The 19,062-nt window shown below is 43.3% G+C and carries 14 protein-coding genes; all 14 read right to left on the bottom strand.

Translation table 11 applies throughout. The features are described from left to right. Window positions 1-45: 45 nt before the first annotated feature. Window positions 46-990, bottom strand: a complete 945-nt coding sequence (gene rodZ / locus G6Q48_RS15970) for a cytoskeleton protein RodZ (protein ID WP_102137552.1) — start codon at window positions 988-990, stop codon at window positions 46-48. A 202-nt stretch (window positions 991-1,192) separates the two neighbouring features. Beyond that, window positions 1,193-2,374, bottom strand: coding sequence for a bifunctional tRNA (adenosine(37)-C2)-methyltransferase TrmG/ribosomal RNA large subunit methyltransferase RlmN (locus G6Q48_RS15975; RefSeq protein WP_004912645.1), 1,182 nt, complete (start codon window positions 2,372-2,374; stop codon window positions 1,193-1,195). A 161-nt stretch (window positions 2,375-2,535) separates the two neighbouring features. Continuing rightward, window positions 2,536-2,961 carry a nucleoside-diphosphate kinase gene (gene ndk, locus G6Q48_RS15980; RefSeq protein WP_004264899.1) on the bottom strand — a complete coding sequence of 142 codons (426 nt, stop codon included), beginning with the start codon at window positions 2,959-2,961 and terminating at the stop codon, window positions 2,536-2,538. A 277-nt stretch (window positions 2,962-3,238) separates the two neighbouring features. After that, window positions 3,239-5,560: a peptidoglycan glycosyltransferase PbpC gene (gene pbpC, locus G6Q48_RS15985; RefSeq protein WP_166267528.1), complete on the bottom strand. Its 2,322-nt coding sequence runs from the start codon at window positions 5,558-5,560 to the stop codon at window positions 3,239-3,241. A 73-nt stretch (window positions 5,561-5,633) separates the two neighbouring features. Next, window positions 5,634-10,673 (bottom strand): alpha-2-macroglobulin family protein, encoded by a 5,040-nt coding sequence (locus tag G6Q48_RS15990; RefSeq protein WP_166267530.1) that lies wholly within the window; start codon window positions 10,671-10,673, stop codon window positions 5,634-5,636. Between the two features lie 314 nt (window positions 10,674-10,987). Beyond that, entirely contained in the window at window positions 10,988-11,440 is a 453-nt protein-coding gene (locus G6Q48_RS15995; RefSeq protein WP_102137549.1) for an enhanced serine sensitivity protein SseB C-terminal domain-containing protein, read from the bottom strand. A 112-nt stretch (window positions 11,441-11,552) separates the two neighbouring features. After that, window positions 11,553-12,848, bottom strand: a complete 1,296-nt coding sequence (gene pepB, locus G6Q48_RS16000) for an aminopeptidase PepB (RefSeq protein WP_166267532.1) — start codon at window positions 12,846-12,848, stop codon at window positions 11,553-11,555. Window positions 12,849-13,021: 173 nt separating this feature from the next. Beyond that, window positions 13,022-13,222, bottom strand: a complete 201-nt coding sequence (gene iscX / locus G6Q48_RS16005) for a Fe-S cluster assembly protein IscX (protein WP_166267534.1) — start codon at window positions 13,220-13,222, stop codon at window positions 13,022-13,024. 759 nt (window positions 13,223-13,981) lie between these two features. Then, complete coding sequence (gene fdx, locus G6Q48_RS16010) at window positions 13,982-14,317, bottom strand: ISC system 2Fe-2S type ferredoxin (RefSeq protein ID WP_042844637.1); 336 nt, start codon at window positions 14,315-14,317, stop codon at window positions 13,982-13,984. A gap of 2 nt (window positions 14,318-14,319) precedes the next feature. After that, entirely contained in the window at window positions 14,320-16,170 is a 1,851-nt protein-coding gene (hscA, locus tag G6Q48_RS16015; RefSeq protein ID WP_166267536.1) for a Fe-S protein assembly chaperone HscA, read from the bottom strand. A gap of 12 nt (window positions 16,171-16,182) precedes the next feature. Next, window positions 16,183-16,704 (bottom strand): co-chaperone HscB, encoded by a 522-nt coding sequence (hscB, locus tag G6Q48_RS16020; RefSeq protein WP_166267538.1) that lies wholly within the window; start codon window positions 16,702-16,704, stop codon window positions 16,183-16,185. 88 nt (window positions 16,705-16,792) lie between these two features. Beyond that, complete coding sequence (gene iscA, locus G6Q48_RS16025; protein ID WP_004264913.1) at window positions 16,793-17,116, bottom strand: iron-sulfur cluster assembly protein IscA; 324 nt, start codon at window positions 17,114-17,116, stop codon at window positions 16,793-16,795. Window positions 17,117-17,317: 201 nt separating this feature from the next. Further along, complete coding sequence (gene iscU / locus G6Q48_RS16030) at window positions 17,318-17,704, bottom strand: Fe-S cluster assembly scaffold IscU (protein ID WP_004264914.1); 387 nt, start codon at window positions 17,702-17,704, stop codon at window positions 17,318-17,320. Between the two features lie 24 nt (window positions 17,705-17,728). Further along, a complete protein-coding gene (locus G6Q48_RS16035) occupies window positions 17,729-18,943 on the bottom strand; it encodes an IscS subfamily cysteine desulfurase (protein WP_004264915.1) in 1,215 nt (404 codons plus the stop codon). Window positions 18,944-19,062 lie beyond the last annotated feature (119 nt).

Genomic DNA, 19,062 nt, shown 5'->3' on the forward strand with positions numbered 1-19,062 from the left:
AAAAGATGTTTTCGGATATAGTTTGCTTCTTTTTGTCTTTCTAATTTAGGCTTCAGGTAACTTCAATTTTGCCGGACGTTTCGCTTTGATGAAGCGGCTTAAATCAACGGCATTACCTTGGAACTGTACAGTGACATTTGCTGGTGCACCGATGTTCAGACGATAAGGCTGCGGGCCATCAAGCTCCAGCTTATCGCCATTATTTTTGGTGCCACTGAATAAGATTTTATTATTCGCGTCACGAATTTCTAACCAGCACTGGCCAGTAAAGTTTAAGACCAAAGCTTGGCTGCTAACTGCAACAGGGTCAGTCGTTTCTGTGTTTTGTGTTCTATCTAATGCAACAGAAGATTGCGGTGCATTAGGTAATGGAATGGTTCTGACAGGCTCGGTAATCGGGTCTGTGGTTAATACAGGCTCTTGAACTTGTAATTCAAGCGCATTTTCCTGTGCGGCAGGGGCAGTGTCAGTTGAGACAATTTCTGTTGAAGTCGACAATTCAACCGGCGTTGTGCTGTTATTTTGCTGAGACAAAATCAAATCATTTTGATTTGCAATTGAAACTAGCTCATTTTTCTGTGCGTTATGATCTTGCCACCACCACACACCAACCATTGCAATCAGCACAATCACAATCAACCACGTCAGTTTCATTAGCCAACCTTCACGCTTTTTACGTTTTTTCCCTAAAGAATAGCTTTGCATAGGAGAAACTTTGGCTAATGTGACAGGTTCTTCCGTTTTCAAATACGTTTTTAATTCGTTTTCTGATATGCCGACCATTCGAGCATAAAGGCGAATATAACCACGTAAAAATGTCGGTTCTACACCAGCGGGAGCAATATCTTGTTCTATCTCTTTTACCGTACTGATTTTAAGGCATAATCGTTCTGCAACAATATCTTGGGTTAGCCCCATGCGCTCACGTGCTTGCGTCAATAATTGTCCGACTGTCGTCGTAGTCTGTTCGGTATTATTTTCGATAGTCATTTGCTGGCAACACTATTTCCAAGTTTAAAATATATAAAGCAAACATTGAGCAGCTTTATTCGTCAATAATTTATCATCATGTTGAAACAACAATTAAATTTTTCTTATTGCTTCTACTATTGTAGGTTAACAAGGGCGTTTTGCCTAACTCTAAAACGCCCTAAATCATAACCTAATTCACTAATTCAAACATATTTATAAATCAGACTGTTTTTACCTTAATAGGTTCCCCTGCTAAGCGTTTTTTCAACGTTCGCTTCGTTCTGTCAATCACGTCACCAGCAAGTTGCCCACAGGCAGCGTCAATATCATCACCGCGTGTTTTGCGCACTATCGTGGTAAAACCATAGCCCATCAACACTTTACAGAAGCGGTCGATACGACTATTCGAACTTCTACCGTAAGGGGCCCCTGGGAACGGGTTCCACGGGATTAAGTTAATTTTGCTCGGTGTGTTTTTTAAACATTCTGCTAATTGATGAGCTTGCTCAACACTGTCGTTCACGTGATCTAACATCACATACTCTACAGTTACTCTTCCTGCATTCGCATTCGATTTGGTTAAATAACGATTCACGCTGTTGAGGAAAGTTTCAATATTGTATTTTTTATTAATTGGAACAATATCGTCGCGAATATCGTCTGTTGGTGCATGTAGTGAAATCGCTAATGCAACGTCAATCATATCCCCTAGTTTATCTAATGCAGGTACAACCCCCGAAGTGGAAATCGTGACACGGCGCTTAGATAAACCAAAACCGAAGTCATCTAACATAATCTCCATTGCCGGGACGACATTATTCAAATTCAGTAATGGTTCGCCCATTCCCATCATTACGACGTTAGTAATTGGACGACGTCCGCTGGATTTCAGTGAACCAATAATTTTTGCAGCTCGCCAAACCTGGCCAATGATTTCGGAAACACGTAAGTTACGGTTGAAACCTTGCTGTGCCGTAGAGCAGAATTTACATTCCAGTGCACAACCGACCTGTGAAGAGACACACAGTGTTGCCCGATCTGCTTCTGGGATATAGACGGTTTCAACCAGTTGGTCACCCACTTTGATGGCCCACTTGATGGTGCCATCTGATGAACGTTGTTCATCAGCGACTTCCGGTGCACGGATTTCTGCAACTTCTTTCAGTTTTGCTCTAAGGACTTTATTAATATCGGTCATTTGGTCAAAATCATCATAGCAATAATGATAAATCCATTTCATGACCTGATCAGCGCGGAACGGTTTTTCACCCATTTGAGCAAAAAATTCGCGCATTTGTTTGCGGTTTAAATCGAGTAAATTGGTTTTTTGGTTCGTTTTTTCTGGTGTGACAGAAATAGCGGAAGAAGTTGCACATTGTGCATCTGTCGTCATATCAGACATGGTGTATTGCCTCGTTGTTACACTTTCGGCAGTGCTATTGATGAGTATAGCACGACGTAATTTTTGCAGTCTTAAAAATATAATCGCCCCGCTAATCATAGCAGGGCGTCGCATTGTACAAACTTTATAACAATAATGCTAATGCATTAGTTAAAGAAGTCTTAGCGTGGGCAGATTTCATCCGCAGTGAAGAAATATGCGATTTCACGTGCCGCAGATTCTTCAGAGTCTGAACCGTGAGTTGCGTTTTCAGTGAAGCTGTCCGCGTAGTCTGCGCGTAAAGTACCCGCTAATGCGTTATCTGGGTTAGTTGCGCCCATCAGGTCACGGTGACGTTGGATTGCATTTTCACCTTCTAACACTTGCAGCATGATAGGGCCTGAAGTCATAAATTCAACCAGACCTTCAAAGAAAGGACGGCCTTTGTGTTCAGCGTAGAAGCCTTCAGCTTGCTCACGAGTCAAATGCATCATTTTAGCAGCGATAATAGTGAAACCCGCGCTTTCAAAACGGTTGTAGATTGCACCAATAACGTTTTTCTTCACAGCGTTTGGTTTAATAATAGAAAATGTACGTTGAACAGTCATAAATAACCTCTTAGCGATTCATTAGGCCTTTATTCTTTATTCTTCCCTGTAACTTAGGATGTAAGAACTTAAAATAGGCATGTTGTAGTTTTTTATATTATTTCTAATTCTATTGTTAGACCTTTAGACTTCAAAGGCAACCCTATCTAGGAAAAAGAAAAATAAGGCGATGATTATAGGGGCTCTGATTACAATTTCCTACAGTCACAACAACATTTTGTTAAACTTTTTATAGCAAAAAACACTATTTTTTCGGGTAAGTCACGTTTTTCATCTATTACTTCACTCTAAAGCTTATTGCCGTTACTTGGCCGCTTAAATCTAATACTGAAATTTGGTAGCTTCCACTTTTATCGAGTGTTAGCAAAATAGAACCGTTTTGCTCGGTTGTATTCACTTGTTCTCCGTTTAAAAACCACCATTTCTGCCCTTGCCCACCCTGTGTGACTAAACGCAAGTCTAAGCTAGTTTTACCAGGTAAACGCTGTAATACTTCACCATCACGTATACCAGAAATCAATAATGGCGGCATTTCTAACTTCATAGGAGGACAAACTGAATCCGCTTTAGGTAACCGATTTTCCCGTTTTTCACTGTTTGGTAACCATGACTCCACCGTAATTGGCCATAAATGCACTTCTTTTTCTTGGGCATTCGGGCAATCAGCCGCAACTTGGAGCCCTTTCTCATTGACCCAAATTTTTTGCCTTAATCCTAATAACGACTCTTGGTCTCGCGCCATTAAAGTCGGTGGGATCGTATTATCCAAGATCCAGCTAAGACGCCTTTGGCGGCAATTATTGTCATCTTTCAGCAATGCTGTGCCACCCGGCCAGCAAATCACCGCTTGGCTTACACTGGCAGGTTTCACATCTTTTGGTAACGGCTCATGTGATTGGTAAATTTTGCTCAGTAACATGCCATTTATTTGATTCATAATAGGGATCGCTGTGGCGAAACCTAACTGCCCTGCAACAGGCGTGGCATCAGGCCGCCCAACCCAAACACCGATGGTATAACGTGGATTAACACCAATCGCCCACGCATCACGATAACCATAGCTGGTCCCTGTTTTCCATGCCAAATTTATTTGCCCTGATAAATTAGGATCCGGTACAGGACGAGCTTCCCCACCCATAATTCGGCGCACTATCCATGCTGCGCCCGGTGACATCAGCGCTCTATCACGAATTTCATCGGTGGGTTTAAAGCGCAGCGGTGACACATTACCTTTTCGCGCAAATGCGCTGTAAGCGGAAACCAAATCTTCCATCCGTGTAGCTGTCCCGCCTAAAATTAGCGACAAATTTGGCTCGCTGCCTAACGGAAAGCGCAGTTCAGTCCCAACATTGCGGAGTTGAGCCGTAAATCGTTTACTGCCATACACATCTAACAACTGCACTACGGGTAAATTCAATGAGCGAACTAATGCATCGCTGACACTCACAGGGCCATTAAAACCACTGTCAAAGTTACCGGGACGATAATCATTAAAGCGCCGCGGAACATCTTGTAATAACGATTCCGCGTGGATAAGCCCATCATCCATCGCTAATGCATATAAAAATGGTTTTAACGTTGAGCCGGGGGAGCGCCAAGCGCTTACCATATCGACATGCCCAAAACGGCTATCATCTTGGAAATCAATGGAGCCAATATACGCTTTCACGGCCATATCCGTATGATCGACCACCAAAATCCCCAGTGACGTTTGTTTTGGCAGTTGGTTTTTCCAATTCATTGCCATATCTTCCAGCTGCCTTTGTAAGCTGGCATCGATAGTGGTTTCAATGATGGACTCTTGCGTCCCCTTGGTCACCCGCCTTGCCAGCAAGGGGGCTGAATGTGGATTCTTTCGCGGTGCTAACCAAATCTGTTCTTGTTTAATATCAGTAACTTTTTCAGGGCTCCAGACCTGGTATTCCTCTAACCGGTCTAACACCTTATCACGAGCGGCTTGTGCTCTTTCTGGATAACGGTCTGGCCTTAAGCGGCTAGGGGCTTGGGGTAAAACAGCAAAGAGAGCCGCTTCACTCGCTGTCAATTTTGCCGGTGACTTATTCAAATATACCCAGCTAGCGGCGCCAATCCCTTCAATCGTTCCGCCATACGGAGCGCGGTTTAAATACATCTCTAAAATTTCATCTTTTGAATAGTGGTACTCAAGCTGAGCCGTACGCCAAAGTTGTTTTAGCTTACCACCCAATGTTCTTTCATGGGGGTCAATTAACCGCGCAACTTGCATCGAAATGGTACTACCGCCTGACACAATGCGCCCAGAACTCACAAACTGCCCCGCAGCCCTAACTAGCGAAAACGGGTTTACCCCCGGATGGCGATAAAAATGGCGATCTTCATAGGTTAATAACGCTTCGATAAAATCAGGAGAAACCTCCTCGAGTGTAACCGGAAAGCGCCAAATACCCTCTTTGTCTGCAAAGCGCCACAATGGTGTGCCATCCGCTGCAACCACGGTTCGTGCCATTTCAATTTGCTTAATCGGCAACGGCCAGATTTTATCAGCCGCTAGAAAAGCCAGTGGCAAAATAATGACCAACAGAACCAGTGTAATGCCTGTGCGGCGTAACCATTTTTTCATTGATGGGAGTACCGAAAATAAATTAAAAGAGCCCTTATATCTTGAGTATTAATATAAGGGCTTTAAGAGGAGATTAACGAACGATTTCTAATTGGCCATCAGAATAGCCAGTCGCACGCCAGTCAGGGACATACATTGATTCAACTTGTGGTACTGGAATGCTATACACACCCGGTGTCACTGCCCGCGCTAAGTAGACTAATGTCGTTGGTCGATATTGCTGTACTTCAACGGCAGCCACAAAACGGTCATCACGGTATTCCATATGGCGAATTTGTGATTGTTGCATATCATCAATCAGTTCTTGCAGGTTCGGTGCAGATTCACTCAAATTAGCGCTACTGTTCGCTAAATTTTGGTTTTCTAGTTCTAAGCCCGCAGGCAGCAAGTCAACCACTAGCGCATCTGGCACACTTTGGGATGCCTGAACTTCCAGCTTAACCACCACCATTTCACCGCTTCTTAGTCTATCTAATGAAATGCGATTGCCTTTCATATCATAGTAACTACGAGTGATACCTAATACGTTCGAACTTGGTTTCGGTGAATGTTGCGGATACCCCACTACGTTTAAGCGTGTATACAGGGTATTGGTTCCACTGTTTTCGATGCTATAGCCTGTTTCTAATTGACCTTTGCTCAGGAACTCACTCACAGGTTTATCTGAAACCATCGGAGGTTCTTGGCCATTAATCGTTGCTTTCCATGGAGCTTCACTTTCATTTAAGTAGAAACGGCCCGCTAAGTACAACGCGTTGCTCTCTTGTGTCGAGAAATAACGTTGAGAAGTCAAATTATTAGACAAAGTTTGCAGTTTTTGGTCGCGCGATTTTGGCATTAAATTATATTCATTTAACAGCGCAACAATCATCGCATCGTCACGGATCACTGAGCCGTAATCCCCGACATAACTGTAGCGATTACGCTGTTTTTTCAGCCCGTCAATCACCGCGCTCTCACCACGTGATTTATCCCCCATCAAGTTCAACGCAACGCCTAACTGAACAAGTGGTAAGCCACTCGCGGCATGATCTCTTTGGTTATAAAGTTGACGTAATGCACCTAGAGGTGCTTTTTGCTGTGACGCCAATACTAAGCCTGCATAAGCTTGGGTTGCGAAACGCGCGCCTGCCTGATTTTCCGTATAAGGATAATTGATTTGGTTGCCATCTTGTAAATAGCTCAATAAGCGCGTGTTTGCGTTACTGATAGCTTCTTGGGGAACCGTAAACCCACGTTGATTCGCTTTATTCAAGAAATCCGCTGCATATGCGGTTAACCAATACTCTTCGCGGCCGTTTCTATCCCATAACGAGAAACCGCCATCATTACGTTGCATACTTAACAAATGCGGAATACCAATTTCAATCGCTTTATGGCGGTCTGCATCCGTCTGCGTTTTAATCCCTATCTTATTCAGCTCAGCTTGAGTTGAGAATAATGATGGATATAACCCGCTGATAGTTTGCTCCAAGCAACCATATGGGTAAGCAAATAACTCTCTAATATAACGAGAAACATCTAACGGTGGACGGCTCGTTAATAGCACTTGCCCTTCAATGGTATCTGGTTGTAGGCCCGCAATCTGGTTAATTGGCAGTGCCCATGAGGTACCTGGCTCAATAGCGGTTGCAAACGAAACGGTTTCTGCCGGTTGTGCCGGACGAACGCCAACTTTCCAACTGTTGCTGTAATCTTTATTGGCTTCGCCTTGAATGTTAATGCCATTAATGGTCATCGACACTTCGCCTTCACCAAAGCCGTAGTCTGCTTTGACCGGTAAGTTAATCGTGGTGCGTTTGCCTTTCGGTAACGCTAACTCACGGCTACTGACACCATCAAGTTTTACCATTCCTGATGCCTTGAAGTTGACGGTCACATTCTGCGTGTTATCCGTCATATTGGTCAAATCAAGTGCAAAGTAAGACTTATCACCGCCAGCCATAAATCGTGGCATCGACATTTGTGTCACTAATGGTGCCGCGACAATCACTTTGCTATCTGCATGGCCGAACTCTTTTTCATTCCATGCTTGCGCCATCACGCGGAGTTCGCCATTAAAATCAGGGATAGCAAGGCTAATTTCACCCTCACCGTCTTTATTTAATGTGACAGGCTTAGCCTGCTCAGCAATAATTTGCACTTCAGTGAGTGGCTTCATACCACCACGCTCTAATGCCGCCTCTTCGCTGTCACCACCAAAGCGCAGGTTAGCAACCTTACCTTGGCCTTCAATTAAGTGACCATAAACGTCATATTGGTCAACACTATAGCGCTTACGGCCAAAGAAAGCGTCATACGGGTCTGGGGTTTTGAAATCCGTGATATTCAATACACCAGTATCTACCGCTGATAACAACACATTCACTTTTTCAGGTAATGGTTTTCCGTCTTGTGCGGTCGCTTTAATTTTTACCGTCAAGTCTTGATTAGGACGCATTTTGTCTGGCGTCGTTAGAGCCAACGCTATTTTACGGTTCTCATCTGCAATCGGTAAATGCAAGACACCCACCGCACGTTTCACCGTGGCTTCTTTAGAGTCATCTCCTGGGCGAACCACAACTGCTGAGACGTAGAGGTCATGACGAGCCCACTCTTTATTGACTGGAATTTCAACGTCTAAGCCCTTTTCTGGCACGTCGATTTCTTCCCACCACAGTGGGCCATTACTCGACTCGAGCAATATATATCCTTTACCTGCTTTAGGGGATTCAATGCGAACTTTGGCTTTTTCACCCGGTAAGTACGCAGGTTTATTTAGGCTAAGTTTCACTTGGTCAGGGCGAACTGAACCACTTCCCCCCGTATTATCTTGCCATGAATACCCTGCCCAGAACTGGACACTCGACACGAGCTGATTTTCTGGGTTGACGACTTCTAGGCGGAATGCGCCCCAATCCACAGGGAAAGACACTTTCGCAGTCCCGTCTTTGGCGATGACAATATTTTCATTCGCCATAACGAGGTCTTTTTGGTCATAATTTGAAGACCAGCCACCACTTTCAGACCAACTCCAGTAATAATCACGGCGTTCGTACACTAAGCGCGCTGTTAAGTTTTCTGCCGCCAGTTTATTACCCGCCGCATCTGCCATGACTAATTCAAACTCAGCAAGCGAGTTTTCATCTACATTATGGCGTTTGACATAACGGTCTGTGCGGTAATCATAAATTTCTTTCTTAGCAAATAATGGGCGAATACCGACCAATTTTTCCGCCGGCCAAATGGCTTGCTCAGCACGACGCGTCACTGGACGTCCACCTGCTTCAAGCAAACTTGCTTGTAAAACAGCTGAAATTGGTGAACGTGTTGAACTCCAATTACTGTTTGGAATTGAAATCACCGTTTCACCGTTGCTGTCCAGCGTTAAGTCAAACTCATCCAACTTACGTGGTAAGCCCTCTTCGTTGACAGCACCAAATTCAAAGCCCGGTAATTTTGCTACCGCTTCGCGATTGGCCTTTAACACAATTTGGCCTTGTAACTGGTTATCTGCCGCTGGCGCACCATATAAATAACGCCCTTGAATATCAAAATCCACGGATTGATCAGTTAAACGCGGCACATCGCTACCAACGATTTCTAGCGCCATACGTTCAGGCATGAAATCTTCAACATTAAATTTGTAATAACGCAGTGGCGAGCCATCACCTAAATCAAAGCGCAGTGACCAACCGCCTGTCTCTGCATTTTTAGGGATTTCAAATTGATATTGATATAGCCCATTTTGGTTTTCTTCCGGCTGCCAAACAAAGCTACGAACCACTTGCCCATCCGTTTTTAATACATCAACTTTAACTGGTTGAGTTTTAACCGGATTACCATCACCATCACGCAATAAACCATTGACCAGTAGCAATTCACCCGGACGATATAAATCACGAGGCCCAAAGGTGAAAAATTGTTTTGCGTAGCCTTCCGGCCCTGAAATGTCGAATTCAGATAAATCAAGTGCAGGCTGAGTTAAATCAATCATACTGGTTTGCCCTTCGTGGGTTGCCAGTAATAATTTTCCACCCGCTAATTTATCTAACTGGGCATGACCATCGCCATCTGTCGTGCCTTTTGTCACTAACTGGCCTTTTTCATCCAAAATACGCAGCTCAACACCTTTAATTGCGGAGCCTTTCGCTAAGGATTGAGTGAAAATGTCGACACGGTCTTGGTAACTGTGTAGTGACACACCAATATCACTCAATGTGAAGACGGTCGCAGGGAATTGATAACTATAGCTGCCTGCTTTTTGCATGATGGCCAAATATACGCCATCTTGCTGCAACTCTTTGACATCTTTGAGTGGCAGCAAAATGGTTTGGCGGGTATTTTTATCTGGGTTTAAATCAAAGCGGCCGGTATAAGCCAGCTCCACTTTGTCGAGAAACTCTTCTGAATACCAATACTCATAATTACTGCGATATTGCCACTGCGCTAAAAATTGTGGCAATTGCTTTTCATCTACACGGAAGAAATTGACGTCGACTTTATCAACGTTCAAGGCTATCACAGGTAAGCCTTGGGCGACCTTGCTCGGTAATAAGGAGCCTTTACTTGCAAAGCCAACGGTTGGGATAATTTGCGCTGTGGTCAGTTTTTTCTCAAAACTGTCGGTCGTTGTACGCTCATTAACCGCTTTAATACCTGGGTTAATGGCTAGATTTAACTCTTTAGAGGGTGGAAGGTGACGGAAGCGTAGTTCCATCTGGTTATCAGACAGCTCCCAAGCTCCATCCAATTTTCCTGATTTAACATCAATAAGGTTAATAAACTGGCCGAAGTCTTGGTTGGCTTGCAATGGCACGGAGAATGTCACCACCATGGCACTTGCACCATCAAGTTGTAATTCAGATGCATCCAAAATGGTTAAATCTTTCCCTGCATATTTTTTTACCATTTCTTCAGTGGAAAGTTTCGGTGCTACTTTTTTCTGTTCTGCAACTGGCGCTGTTTTGGTTTGGTTTTCTGGCGCTGTTGTTGAAACATTTGGCTCATTTTTGGTTGTTTCATCTGCATTATCACAACCGGCCAATGCCACGACCGATGCTAACGCAAGTGCTAAATAACGTTTTTTGGTTTTTAGACCCGCCAATGAAGCCCAACTTGATTGTTGTTTCATTACCGCCCGCCCTTTAATTAGTTAAAATGTATTCTATTTTTACGGTTTTAACAGAAGGTTAAAACCACACTATATACGTTTAAATCGTTTAAAATACACACAGATAAATGCTGCTGATAGTGTTTTAATTATCAATATAATTTAACAGAATGTAATAAGAACACCTATCAGACAAAACGGAAAAATGATGGGAGAGAAAAACAGAGAAATGAAATAATATTTTTTAAATAGTAAGCAGAATATATATTTAATTAATGACCAATATGCATTTTATGAGTGAGAAAAGTATTTTCCTCACTCTATACATGAAATTATTAGGTATTTTTTACTGGGATTGTATCTCGTAAGAAGCTACCAAGACGACGCTGATAAAAAGGTTGAACGTGTTGAGTAATAAAGTGGCTAACACCTTGCTCATTTTCATTCACCACACAAAAATCAATAGATTCGTCATCAGCTAAGAACTCACAAGCAAGTGTTCCCGCCTCATGAATAATGGTATCAATATTTTCCGCTCCTGCGGTAAATTCCAATGCTATCATTAAGATAGGCGTTTCTTGCGCGTCATCGTTCTCTATTGCGGAAACCATAAAACCGCGTCTAACCACTTTGTATTGTTTAAAAAATTCAGTCAGCGCCTCAACAATGGCTTGTGGCTGTTCTTCTAACACACTTAATTTAAGTGATGAACCTTTTGGCACGGTTAATTCAGTAAATTGGATCTCAGTTTCTTGGTTGGAACTGTTATTATTCGATTGCTGCGACATTGTCAATCCCCTGCTATTAAAAAGAATCGCTTACTATACTCGCAAATACGTCAAGATAAAAAAATAGGCACGAAAAGTCACCTTTCCGTGCCTGTTATCAATCAAACATTCGCTACTTTGATTTACTGATTAATAAGTTAGCCAATGTTCTTACACCTGTACCGGTTGCGCCCTCAGCCCATAAGCTAACTGCGGATTTACGGTAAGTTGCTGAGCAGTCAATATGTACCCAGTTTTGACGATAATTTTCAACAAAGTGCGATAAAAAGGCAGCCGCTGTACTTGCACCCGCGGTATGAGATGGCGCTGCAATGTTGTTTAAATCGGCAAAGCCTGACGGTAATTGTTGGCGATGGAATTCAGCTAATGGTAAGCGCCAAAATAATTCGAACTCTGCATCTGACGCATTCATTAAGTCAGCGACTAACTTATCATCAAAGCTCAATACTGAATGGTAGTCATTACCCACAGCCATTTTCGCTGCGCCTGTCAAGGTTGCTGCATCGATGATCAACGTTGGTTTTTCTTTGCTCGCATCAATCAGGCCATCGGCTAGTACTAAACGACCTTCCGCATCTGTATTCATAATTTCAACAGACTTACCATTACGGTAACGAATAATATCACCCAGCTTGAATGCATTGCCGCTAACCATATTGTCAGCAATACACAGGAACATTTTCACGCGTTTTTGTAAGCCACGCGAAATCGCCAATGCCAACGAACCCGCTAATGTTGCAGCACCACCCATATCCGCTTTCATTGAATTCATTGAAGAGGAAGGTTTGATGCTATAGCCACCTGAGTCAAAGGTAATACCTTTACCCACTAACGCAGCAAAAACAGGGGCATTTGGGTTCGCACCTGGGTTGTAATCTAACGCTAAAAAGACCGGTGGACGACTTGAACCGCGACCAACCGTATGAATACCGGTATAACCTTGTTCTAATAAATCATCACCTTTAATAATACGGTAACTAATATCTTGTGCGCCCACCGTGCAGAGTAAATCAATGGCGCGTTGTGCGAGTTGCTCTGGCCCTAACTCTTCTGCCGGTGCATTAATGACATCACGTACCCAATCAATGGTACGAATACGGTTTTCTAACTCTTTACGATCCGCTTCTGGCAATACAGGCCATTCAATCGTTCTAGCCCCTTTTGGTGCACGAAAACCTTGCCAAAATGCCCAGCTTTTTTCTAAATCCCAGCCTTCGCCAGCCAAAGCAACATTGCGGATCCCTTGGCCATCTAATTTACGGCCAGCGCTTTGTACTGCACATAATTTACCTGCATGTTTCAGGTGGATTGTCATCCCTTTATCGCTAGAGCTTAACAATGCGCCTTCGCCCCAACAAGGTGCAGCTGGCTCACAAGAAATCATTACTGGCATAATTTGTTTTGTCATCGTTTTTCTCACTTTGTCTATTTTTGCAGACAGCAAAAGCCCATTTATTCTGTCAGCAGATGGCATTACCTTAACTGATAAATGCCAATAGGGATATCATTATAGTGCTGATATAAAATAAAAAACCGAGCACTATTTCTAATAGTCGCTCGGTCTTTAGAATAAATCCCTCGTTATTCGAATTCATCCAGCCAAACTAACAAAATCGCTTCTAGGATTTTTTCATTCGATTTTTGCGGATCATCATCAAATTCGTCTAAATCGCAAATCCACTGGTGCATATCGGTAAAGCGCACCGTTTTTGGATCAACATCGGGAAATGCGTCATACAGTGCCTCTCCGATTTCACGGCTATTTGACCATTTTAAACTCACGACACCCTCTCTTATCTATATCTGTCAGAGACATTTATGTACTTCATACAAGTCATTCAGTGCTCTAATTTTAGTCATGCTCTAAATAGTTTGTGTGTAGCTAGGCGGCAAATTGAGCTAATCCCTAGGAGCATACAAAAGTATGTGACTAGGGCTAGTGAAAGAAGCCAACAACGCTACAGCGTGAAGTATGACAATGCATAACAAGCACTTCGATTTTTTAAATAATTCACGTTGTAGCTAGGCAGCAAATGAGCTAATCCCTAGGAGCATACAAAAGTATGTGACTAGGGTTAGTGAAAGAAGCCAACAACGCTACAGCGTGAAGTATGACAATGCATAACAAGCACTTCGATTTTTTAAATAATTCACGTTGTAGCTAGGCGGCAAATTGAGCTAATCCCTAGGAGCATACACAAGTATGTGACTAGGGTTAGTGAAAGAAGCCAACAACACTACAGCGTGAAGTATGACAATGCATAACAAGCACTTCGATTTTTTAAATAATTCACGTTGTAGCTAGGCGGCAAATTGAGCTAATCCCTAGGAGCATACACAAGTATGTGACTAGGGTTAGTGAAAGAAGCCAACAACACTACAGCGTGAAGTATGACAATGCATAACAAGCACTTCGATTTTTTAAATAATTCACGTTGTAGCTAGGCGGCAAATTGAGCTAATCCCTAGGAGCATACACAAGTATGTGACTAGGGTTAGTGAAAGAAGCCAACAACGCTACAGCGTGAAGTATGACAAAAATCAGTGTTCGCGGGCGTGATTGATAGTATATTTTGGTATCTCTACCACTAAATCCTCATCCGTCACCAGCGCCTGACAACTTAGACGACTTTCTGGCTCTAGTCCCCATGCTTTGTCTAACATGTCATCTTCGAGTTCACTACTTTCTTCCAGTGAGTCAAAACCTTCACGAACGATACAATGACAAGTTGTACAAGCACAGGATTTTTCACAGGCGTGCTCAAGCTCAATACCGCTGCGTAGTGCAACATTTAAAATAGATTCGCCTTCTTGTGCTTCGACAACCGCACCGTCTGGACATAAATCACTATGAGGTAAAAAAACTATTTTAGGCATAATTATATCTCATCCACAGAATGGCCTGACAACGCTTGGCGAATGGAGGTATCCATACGACGCGCGGCAAACTCCTGCGATTGCTTATCCAGTTGTTTAATGGCATTTTCAATTGCGATTGGGTCTGTACCCTCAACCGCTTTAATTAACTCATTGACCGCATTATCAATTCCTGACTCTTCTTCTGGCGTCAGTAAATTGCCATCTTGGGCTAATGCGCTCGTTAAACTTTCAAGCACTCTTGCTGCTTCAACTTTTTGCTCCGCTAGGCGGCGCGCATTTAAGTCATCTTGCGCGTTAGTCATTGAATCTTTAATCATGTTTGAAATTTCATTATCCGTTAACCCATATGATGGCTTAACTTGAATAGAGGCTTCTACACCCGTGGATTTCTCCATAGCGCTAACACTTAATAGCCCATCCGCATCCACTTGGAAAGTCACACGAATATGCGCACCACCAGCTGCCATTGCAGGAATATCACGCAAGGTAAAGCGAGCTAATGAACGACAATCTGCTACCATTTCACGTTCACCTTGCACCACATGAACGCTCATCGCCGTTTGCCCATCTTTAAATGTGGTAAATTCTTGAGCACGAGCAACTGGGATCGTCGTATTACGCGGGATCACTTTTTCAACCAATCCCCCCATGGTCTCTAGACCAAGGGATAACGGGATCACGTCCAATAACAACATTTCGCTGTCGGGTTTGTTCCCTACTAAGATATCCGCTTGAATGGCGGCGCCAATCGCTACGACTTTATCTGGGTCGATGGATGTCAGAGGTGATTTACCGAAAAACTCCCCGACTTTTTGGCGTACTAATGGCACGCGAGTCGAGCCACCGACCATAACAACGTTCAGTACCTCTTGCGCTTCAACACCTGCATCTTTCAATGCACGACGACAAGCCATTAAAGTGCGTTTAACATGAGTTTCAATAAGTGCTTCAAACTGTTCACGTTGAATTTCACCTTGCCAATCACCAAGGGTGATCGTCGCAACTTCAGATGCACTTAAGGCAATTTTCGTTTCTGTCGCCACATTTAATAACTGACGATTTAAATGGTGATCGCCTTGTAATGAAACGCCTGCCTGTTCAGCAATCCACTGTGCCAATACTTGGTCGAAATCATCACCACCAAGTGCTGCGTCGCCCCCCGTCGCCAACACCTCGAAGACTCCACGGCTCAGGCGCAAAATGGACACATCAAAAGTCCCACCGCCTAAATCATATACCGCGATCACCCCTTCTTGCCCTGAATCTAATCCGTAAGCAATCGCGGCGGCAGTCGGTTCATTCAGCAAACGTAATACATGTAAGCCTGCAAGACGAGCCGCATCTTTCGTACCTTGACGCTGAGCATCATCGAAATAAGCAGGAACCGTGATCACTACGCCATCCATTTCCCCCGCTAAGGTTTCTTCTGCACGTTTTGCTAATGTTCTTAGAATGTCAGAAGACACTTGGATTGGATCGACTTGGCCAGCCGCGGTTTGAATAAATGGCAAACCGTTTTCGCTCGCGCTCAGTTGATATGGCAAGTCAGGATAACGTTTTTGAATATCGGTTAGAGAGCGCCCCATCATACGTTTCACAGAAATGATGGTATTAACGGGGTCTTGCTCAGCACGTTGCTTCGCATCCCATCCCACTAATTTGCTTTCGGATTGATAATTAACAATCGATGGTAATAAAAAGCGACCTTGGTTGTCAGGTAAAACCGCGGCTTCACCACTTCTGACGGTGGCAATTAAAGAATGCGTAGTTCCGAGGTCAATCCCTGCTGCTAATTTACGTTGATGCGGAGCTGCGGTCATGCCGGGTTCGCTGATTTGTAGTAACGCCATAATCGTTTTCTCTTAAAATTCATCTAGTAATCGTTCTTCGAGTTGCTCCGCTTGCTGCTGAAGCTTATCGAGAAAACGTAGTTTACGTACTGTATCAGCGGCTTTTTCCCACTCCATGGCATCCAGTTCTGTCACCATCATGGCACTTCGTGCTTGCTGCATTTGTTTAACGTTTTGCATAAATTTAGCCAACAGATCAAGTGCATCATCACTGTTCTCAATATTGTCTAACTCTTCACGTAGCTCAAGCTGCTCCATCAAAAATGCCGTGTCATGCATAGTATGTTGTTCGTTATTAATATCAAAACCATGCAATGAAAGCATATATTCCGCGCGTTTTAGCGGATGACGGAGGGCTTGGTAGGCAGCATTAATATTTGCTGCTTTTTGCAGTGCTTGCATTTTTTCCTGTTCAGAACAGGTAGCAAAACGGTCAGGATGGTATTGACGCTGTAAGTCTTGAAAACGTAACGTCAGTTGTTCGCTATCGATGGCATAAGTGGGGGTCACCCCAAAAAGAGTAAAGTAATCCATAAGTGCTCAGTTTCTCGAACCGGTTACCAATACCACTAATAAGCTAATACTAGTGAGATTGGCCGAAAATTAGGCTTAATTGAACGCATTATACGTGAAAACTTTCACCGCATCCGCATTCACTATTGACGTTAGGGTTATTAAATTTAAACCCTTCGTTTAAGCCTTCTTTAACGAAATCCAGCTCAGTACCATCAAGATAAACAATGCTCTTGCCATCGACGATGACCTTCACGCCTTTATCTTCAAAAACTGTGTCTTCTTCATTGATTATATCGGCGAATTCAAGAACATAAGCCATTCCTGAACAACCTGAAGTTCTTACACCTAAACGCAAGCCTTCGCCTTTTCCACGATTTTGCAGAAAGGATTGAATACGCTGCGCAGCACTTTCTGTAAGAGAAATAGACATTGCAAACCTCACTTTAGAAACAAACAAGGCAGATGCTACTCATGAGTCGCATCCGCCTTCAAATTATTTTATACCCACCCGATTTCTAAACTAAGAAACTCAGCGATGTTTAGCCTAGATGGCATGAGTATTGTTCCAGTTATAGGACGATAACTTGTTGTTATTTATTAATATGGGTTGCCCTATAGACTGATTAAAAACTTATTTGCTTTGGCGTTTGCTTTTGTAATCAGCAATAGCAGCTTTAATTGCGTCTTCCGCTAGAATTGAACAGTGAATTTTCACTGGTGGTAATTCTAACTCTTCTGCAATTGCTGTATTTTTGATTGACTCCGCTTCATCCAAACTTTTGCCTTTCATCCACTCAGTCACCAGTGAACTTGATGCAATTGCTGAACCGCAACCATAAGTTTTAAAACGTGCATCTTCAATAATGCCGTCATCATTTACTTTAATCTGTAATTTCATGACGTCACCACAGGCAGGTGCACCTACCATACCGCTACCGACGCTTGGGTCGCTGTTGTCAAACGAACCAACGTTACGTGGGTTTTCATAATGATCGATAACTTTTTCACTGTAAGCCATTTTTAAACTCCTGAAACCGTCTGATTAATGGTGAGACCATTCGATGCTGTTAAGATCTACGCCGTCTTTGAACATTTCCCATAAAGGAGACAGCTCGCGTAAGTGGCCAATTGCGCCATGAATCATTTTGATTGCATAGTCAATTTCTTCTTCTGTCGTGAAACGACCTAAAGAGAAACGGATTGAGCTATGTGCCAGCTCATCATTCATCCCTAAAGCGCGCAGTACATAAGAAGGTTCTAGGCTTGCAGAAGTACATGCAGAACCTGAAGATACAGCCAAATCTTTTAATGACATCATCAGTGATTCACCTTCAACATAGTTGAAGCTGACGTTCAGAATGTGCGGCGCACCGTGTTCTAAATCACCATTGAGGTAAACTTCTTCGATATCTTTAATGCCGTTCCACAAACGTAACCGTAAACCGCGTAAGCGTTCAGATTCCGCAGCCATTTCTTCTTTGGCAATACGGTAAGCTTCGCCCATACCAACGATTTGGTGTACAGGTAATGTCCCAGAACGCATACCGCGCTCATGACCACCACCGTGCTGTTGTGCTTCAAGGCGAACACGTGGTTTACGGCGGACATACAGTGCCCCAATACCCATTGGGCCATAGAGTTTGTGCGCAGAAAATGACATTAAATCAACTTTTAACGCATTCAGGTCGATGGGCAATTTGCCCACGCTTTGAGTTGCGTCAACGTGGAAAATAATCCCTTTACTACGGCATAATTCACCAATAGCTTCGATATCCTGCACCACACCAATTTCATTATTAACATGCATAATAGAAATTAAAATGGTGTCTTCACGGATAGCGTCTTGTAGGTCTTGCATAGCAATTAAACCGTTGCTTTGCGGTGACAAGTAAGTCACTTCAAAACCTTCACGCTCTAATTGGCGGCAGGTATCTAAAACGGCTTTATGTTCCGTTTTACAGGTAATAATGTGGTTGCCTTTCTTTTTATAGAAATTAGCAGCGCCTTTAATCGCTAAGTTATCAGACTCAGTTGCGCCTGAAGTAAACACGATTTCACGTGGGTCAGCGCCCACTAATTCGGCGATTTGATTGCGAGCAATATCTACCGCTTCTTCCGCTTGCCAGCCGAAACGATGAGAACGGGACGCTGGGTTACCAAAGTTCCCATCCATTGTTAAACATTGCATCATTTTTTCAGCCACACGCGGGTCAACCGGTGTTGTTGCTGAATAATCAAGATAAATTGGTAATTTCATTGCTCACTTACTCCAAAGGACAAGGTAACTTGCCTTTAATTTTTAAAGATACAAATGGCGGAAATTAGCTCTTCGTCTAACAACTCACCGAGGTGTACCGACTGCAATTTTTTTAATAT

This window comes from Providencia sp. M-27, from assembly GCF_011077905.1.
Classification (GTDB): Bacteria; Pseudomonadota; Gammaproteobacteria; order Enterobacterales; family Enterobacteriaceae; genus Providencia; species Providencia huaxiensis.

What these genes read in the sequence shown, in the direction of transcription:
- iscU (WP_004264914.1), bottom strand. Translation starts at nt 17,704, where the DNA reads ATGGCTTACAGTGAAAAAGTTATCGATCATTATGAAAACCCACGTAAC.
- pbpC (WP_166267528.1), bottom strand. Translation starts at nt 5,560, where the DNA reads ATGAAAAAATGGTTACGCCGCACAGGCATTACACTGGTTCTGTTGGTC.
- iscA (WP_004264913.1), bottom strand. Translation starts at nt 17,116, where the DNA reads ATGTCTATTTCTCTTACAGAAAGTGCTGCGCAGCGTATTCAATCCTTT.
- ndk (WP_004264899.1), bottom strand. Translation starts at nt 2,961, where the DNA reads ATGACTGTTCAACGTACATTTTCTATTATTAAACCAAACGCTGTGAAG.
- rodZ (WP_102137552.1), bottom strand. Translation starts at nt 990, where the DNA reads ATGACTATCGAAAATAATACCGAACAGACTACGACGACAGTCGGACAA.
- fdx (WP_042844637.1), bottom strand. Translation starts at nt 14,317, where the DNA reads ATGCCTAAAATAGTTTTTTTACCTCATAGTGATTTATGTCCAGACGGT.
- G6Q48_RS15975 (WP_004912645.1), bottom strand. Translation starts at nt 2,374, where the DNA reads ATGTCTGATATGACGACAGATGCACAATGTGCAACTTCTTCCGCTATT.
- pepB (WP_166267532.1), bottom strand. Translation starts at nt 12,848, where the DNA reads ATGACAAAACAAATTATGCCAGTAATGATTTCTTGTGAGCCAGCTGCA.
- G6Q48_RS15995 (WP_102137549.1), bottom strand. Translation starts at nt 11,440, where the DNA reads ATGTCGCAGCAATCGAATAATAACAGTTCCAACCAAGAAACTGAGATC.
- G6Q48_RS15990 (WP_166267530.1), bottom strand. Translation starts at nt 10,673, where the DNA reads ATGAAACAACAATCAAGTTGGGCTTCATTGGCGGGTCTAAAAACCAAA.
- G6Q48_RS16035 (WP_004264915.1), bottom strand. Translation starts at nt 18,943, where the DNA reads ATGAAATTACCAATTTATCTTGATTATTCAGCAACAACACCGGTTGAC.
- hscA (WP_166267536.1), bottom strand. Translation starts at nt 16,170, where the DNA reads ATGGCGTTACTACAAATCAGCGAACCCGGCATGACCGCAGCTCCGCAT.
- hscB (WP_166267538.1), bottom strand. Translation starts at nt 16,704, where the DNA reads ATGGATTACTTTACTCTTTTTGGGGTGACCCCCACTTATGCCATCGAT.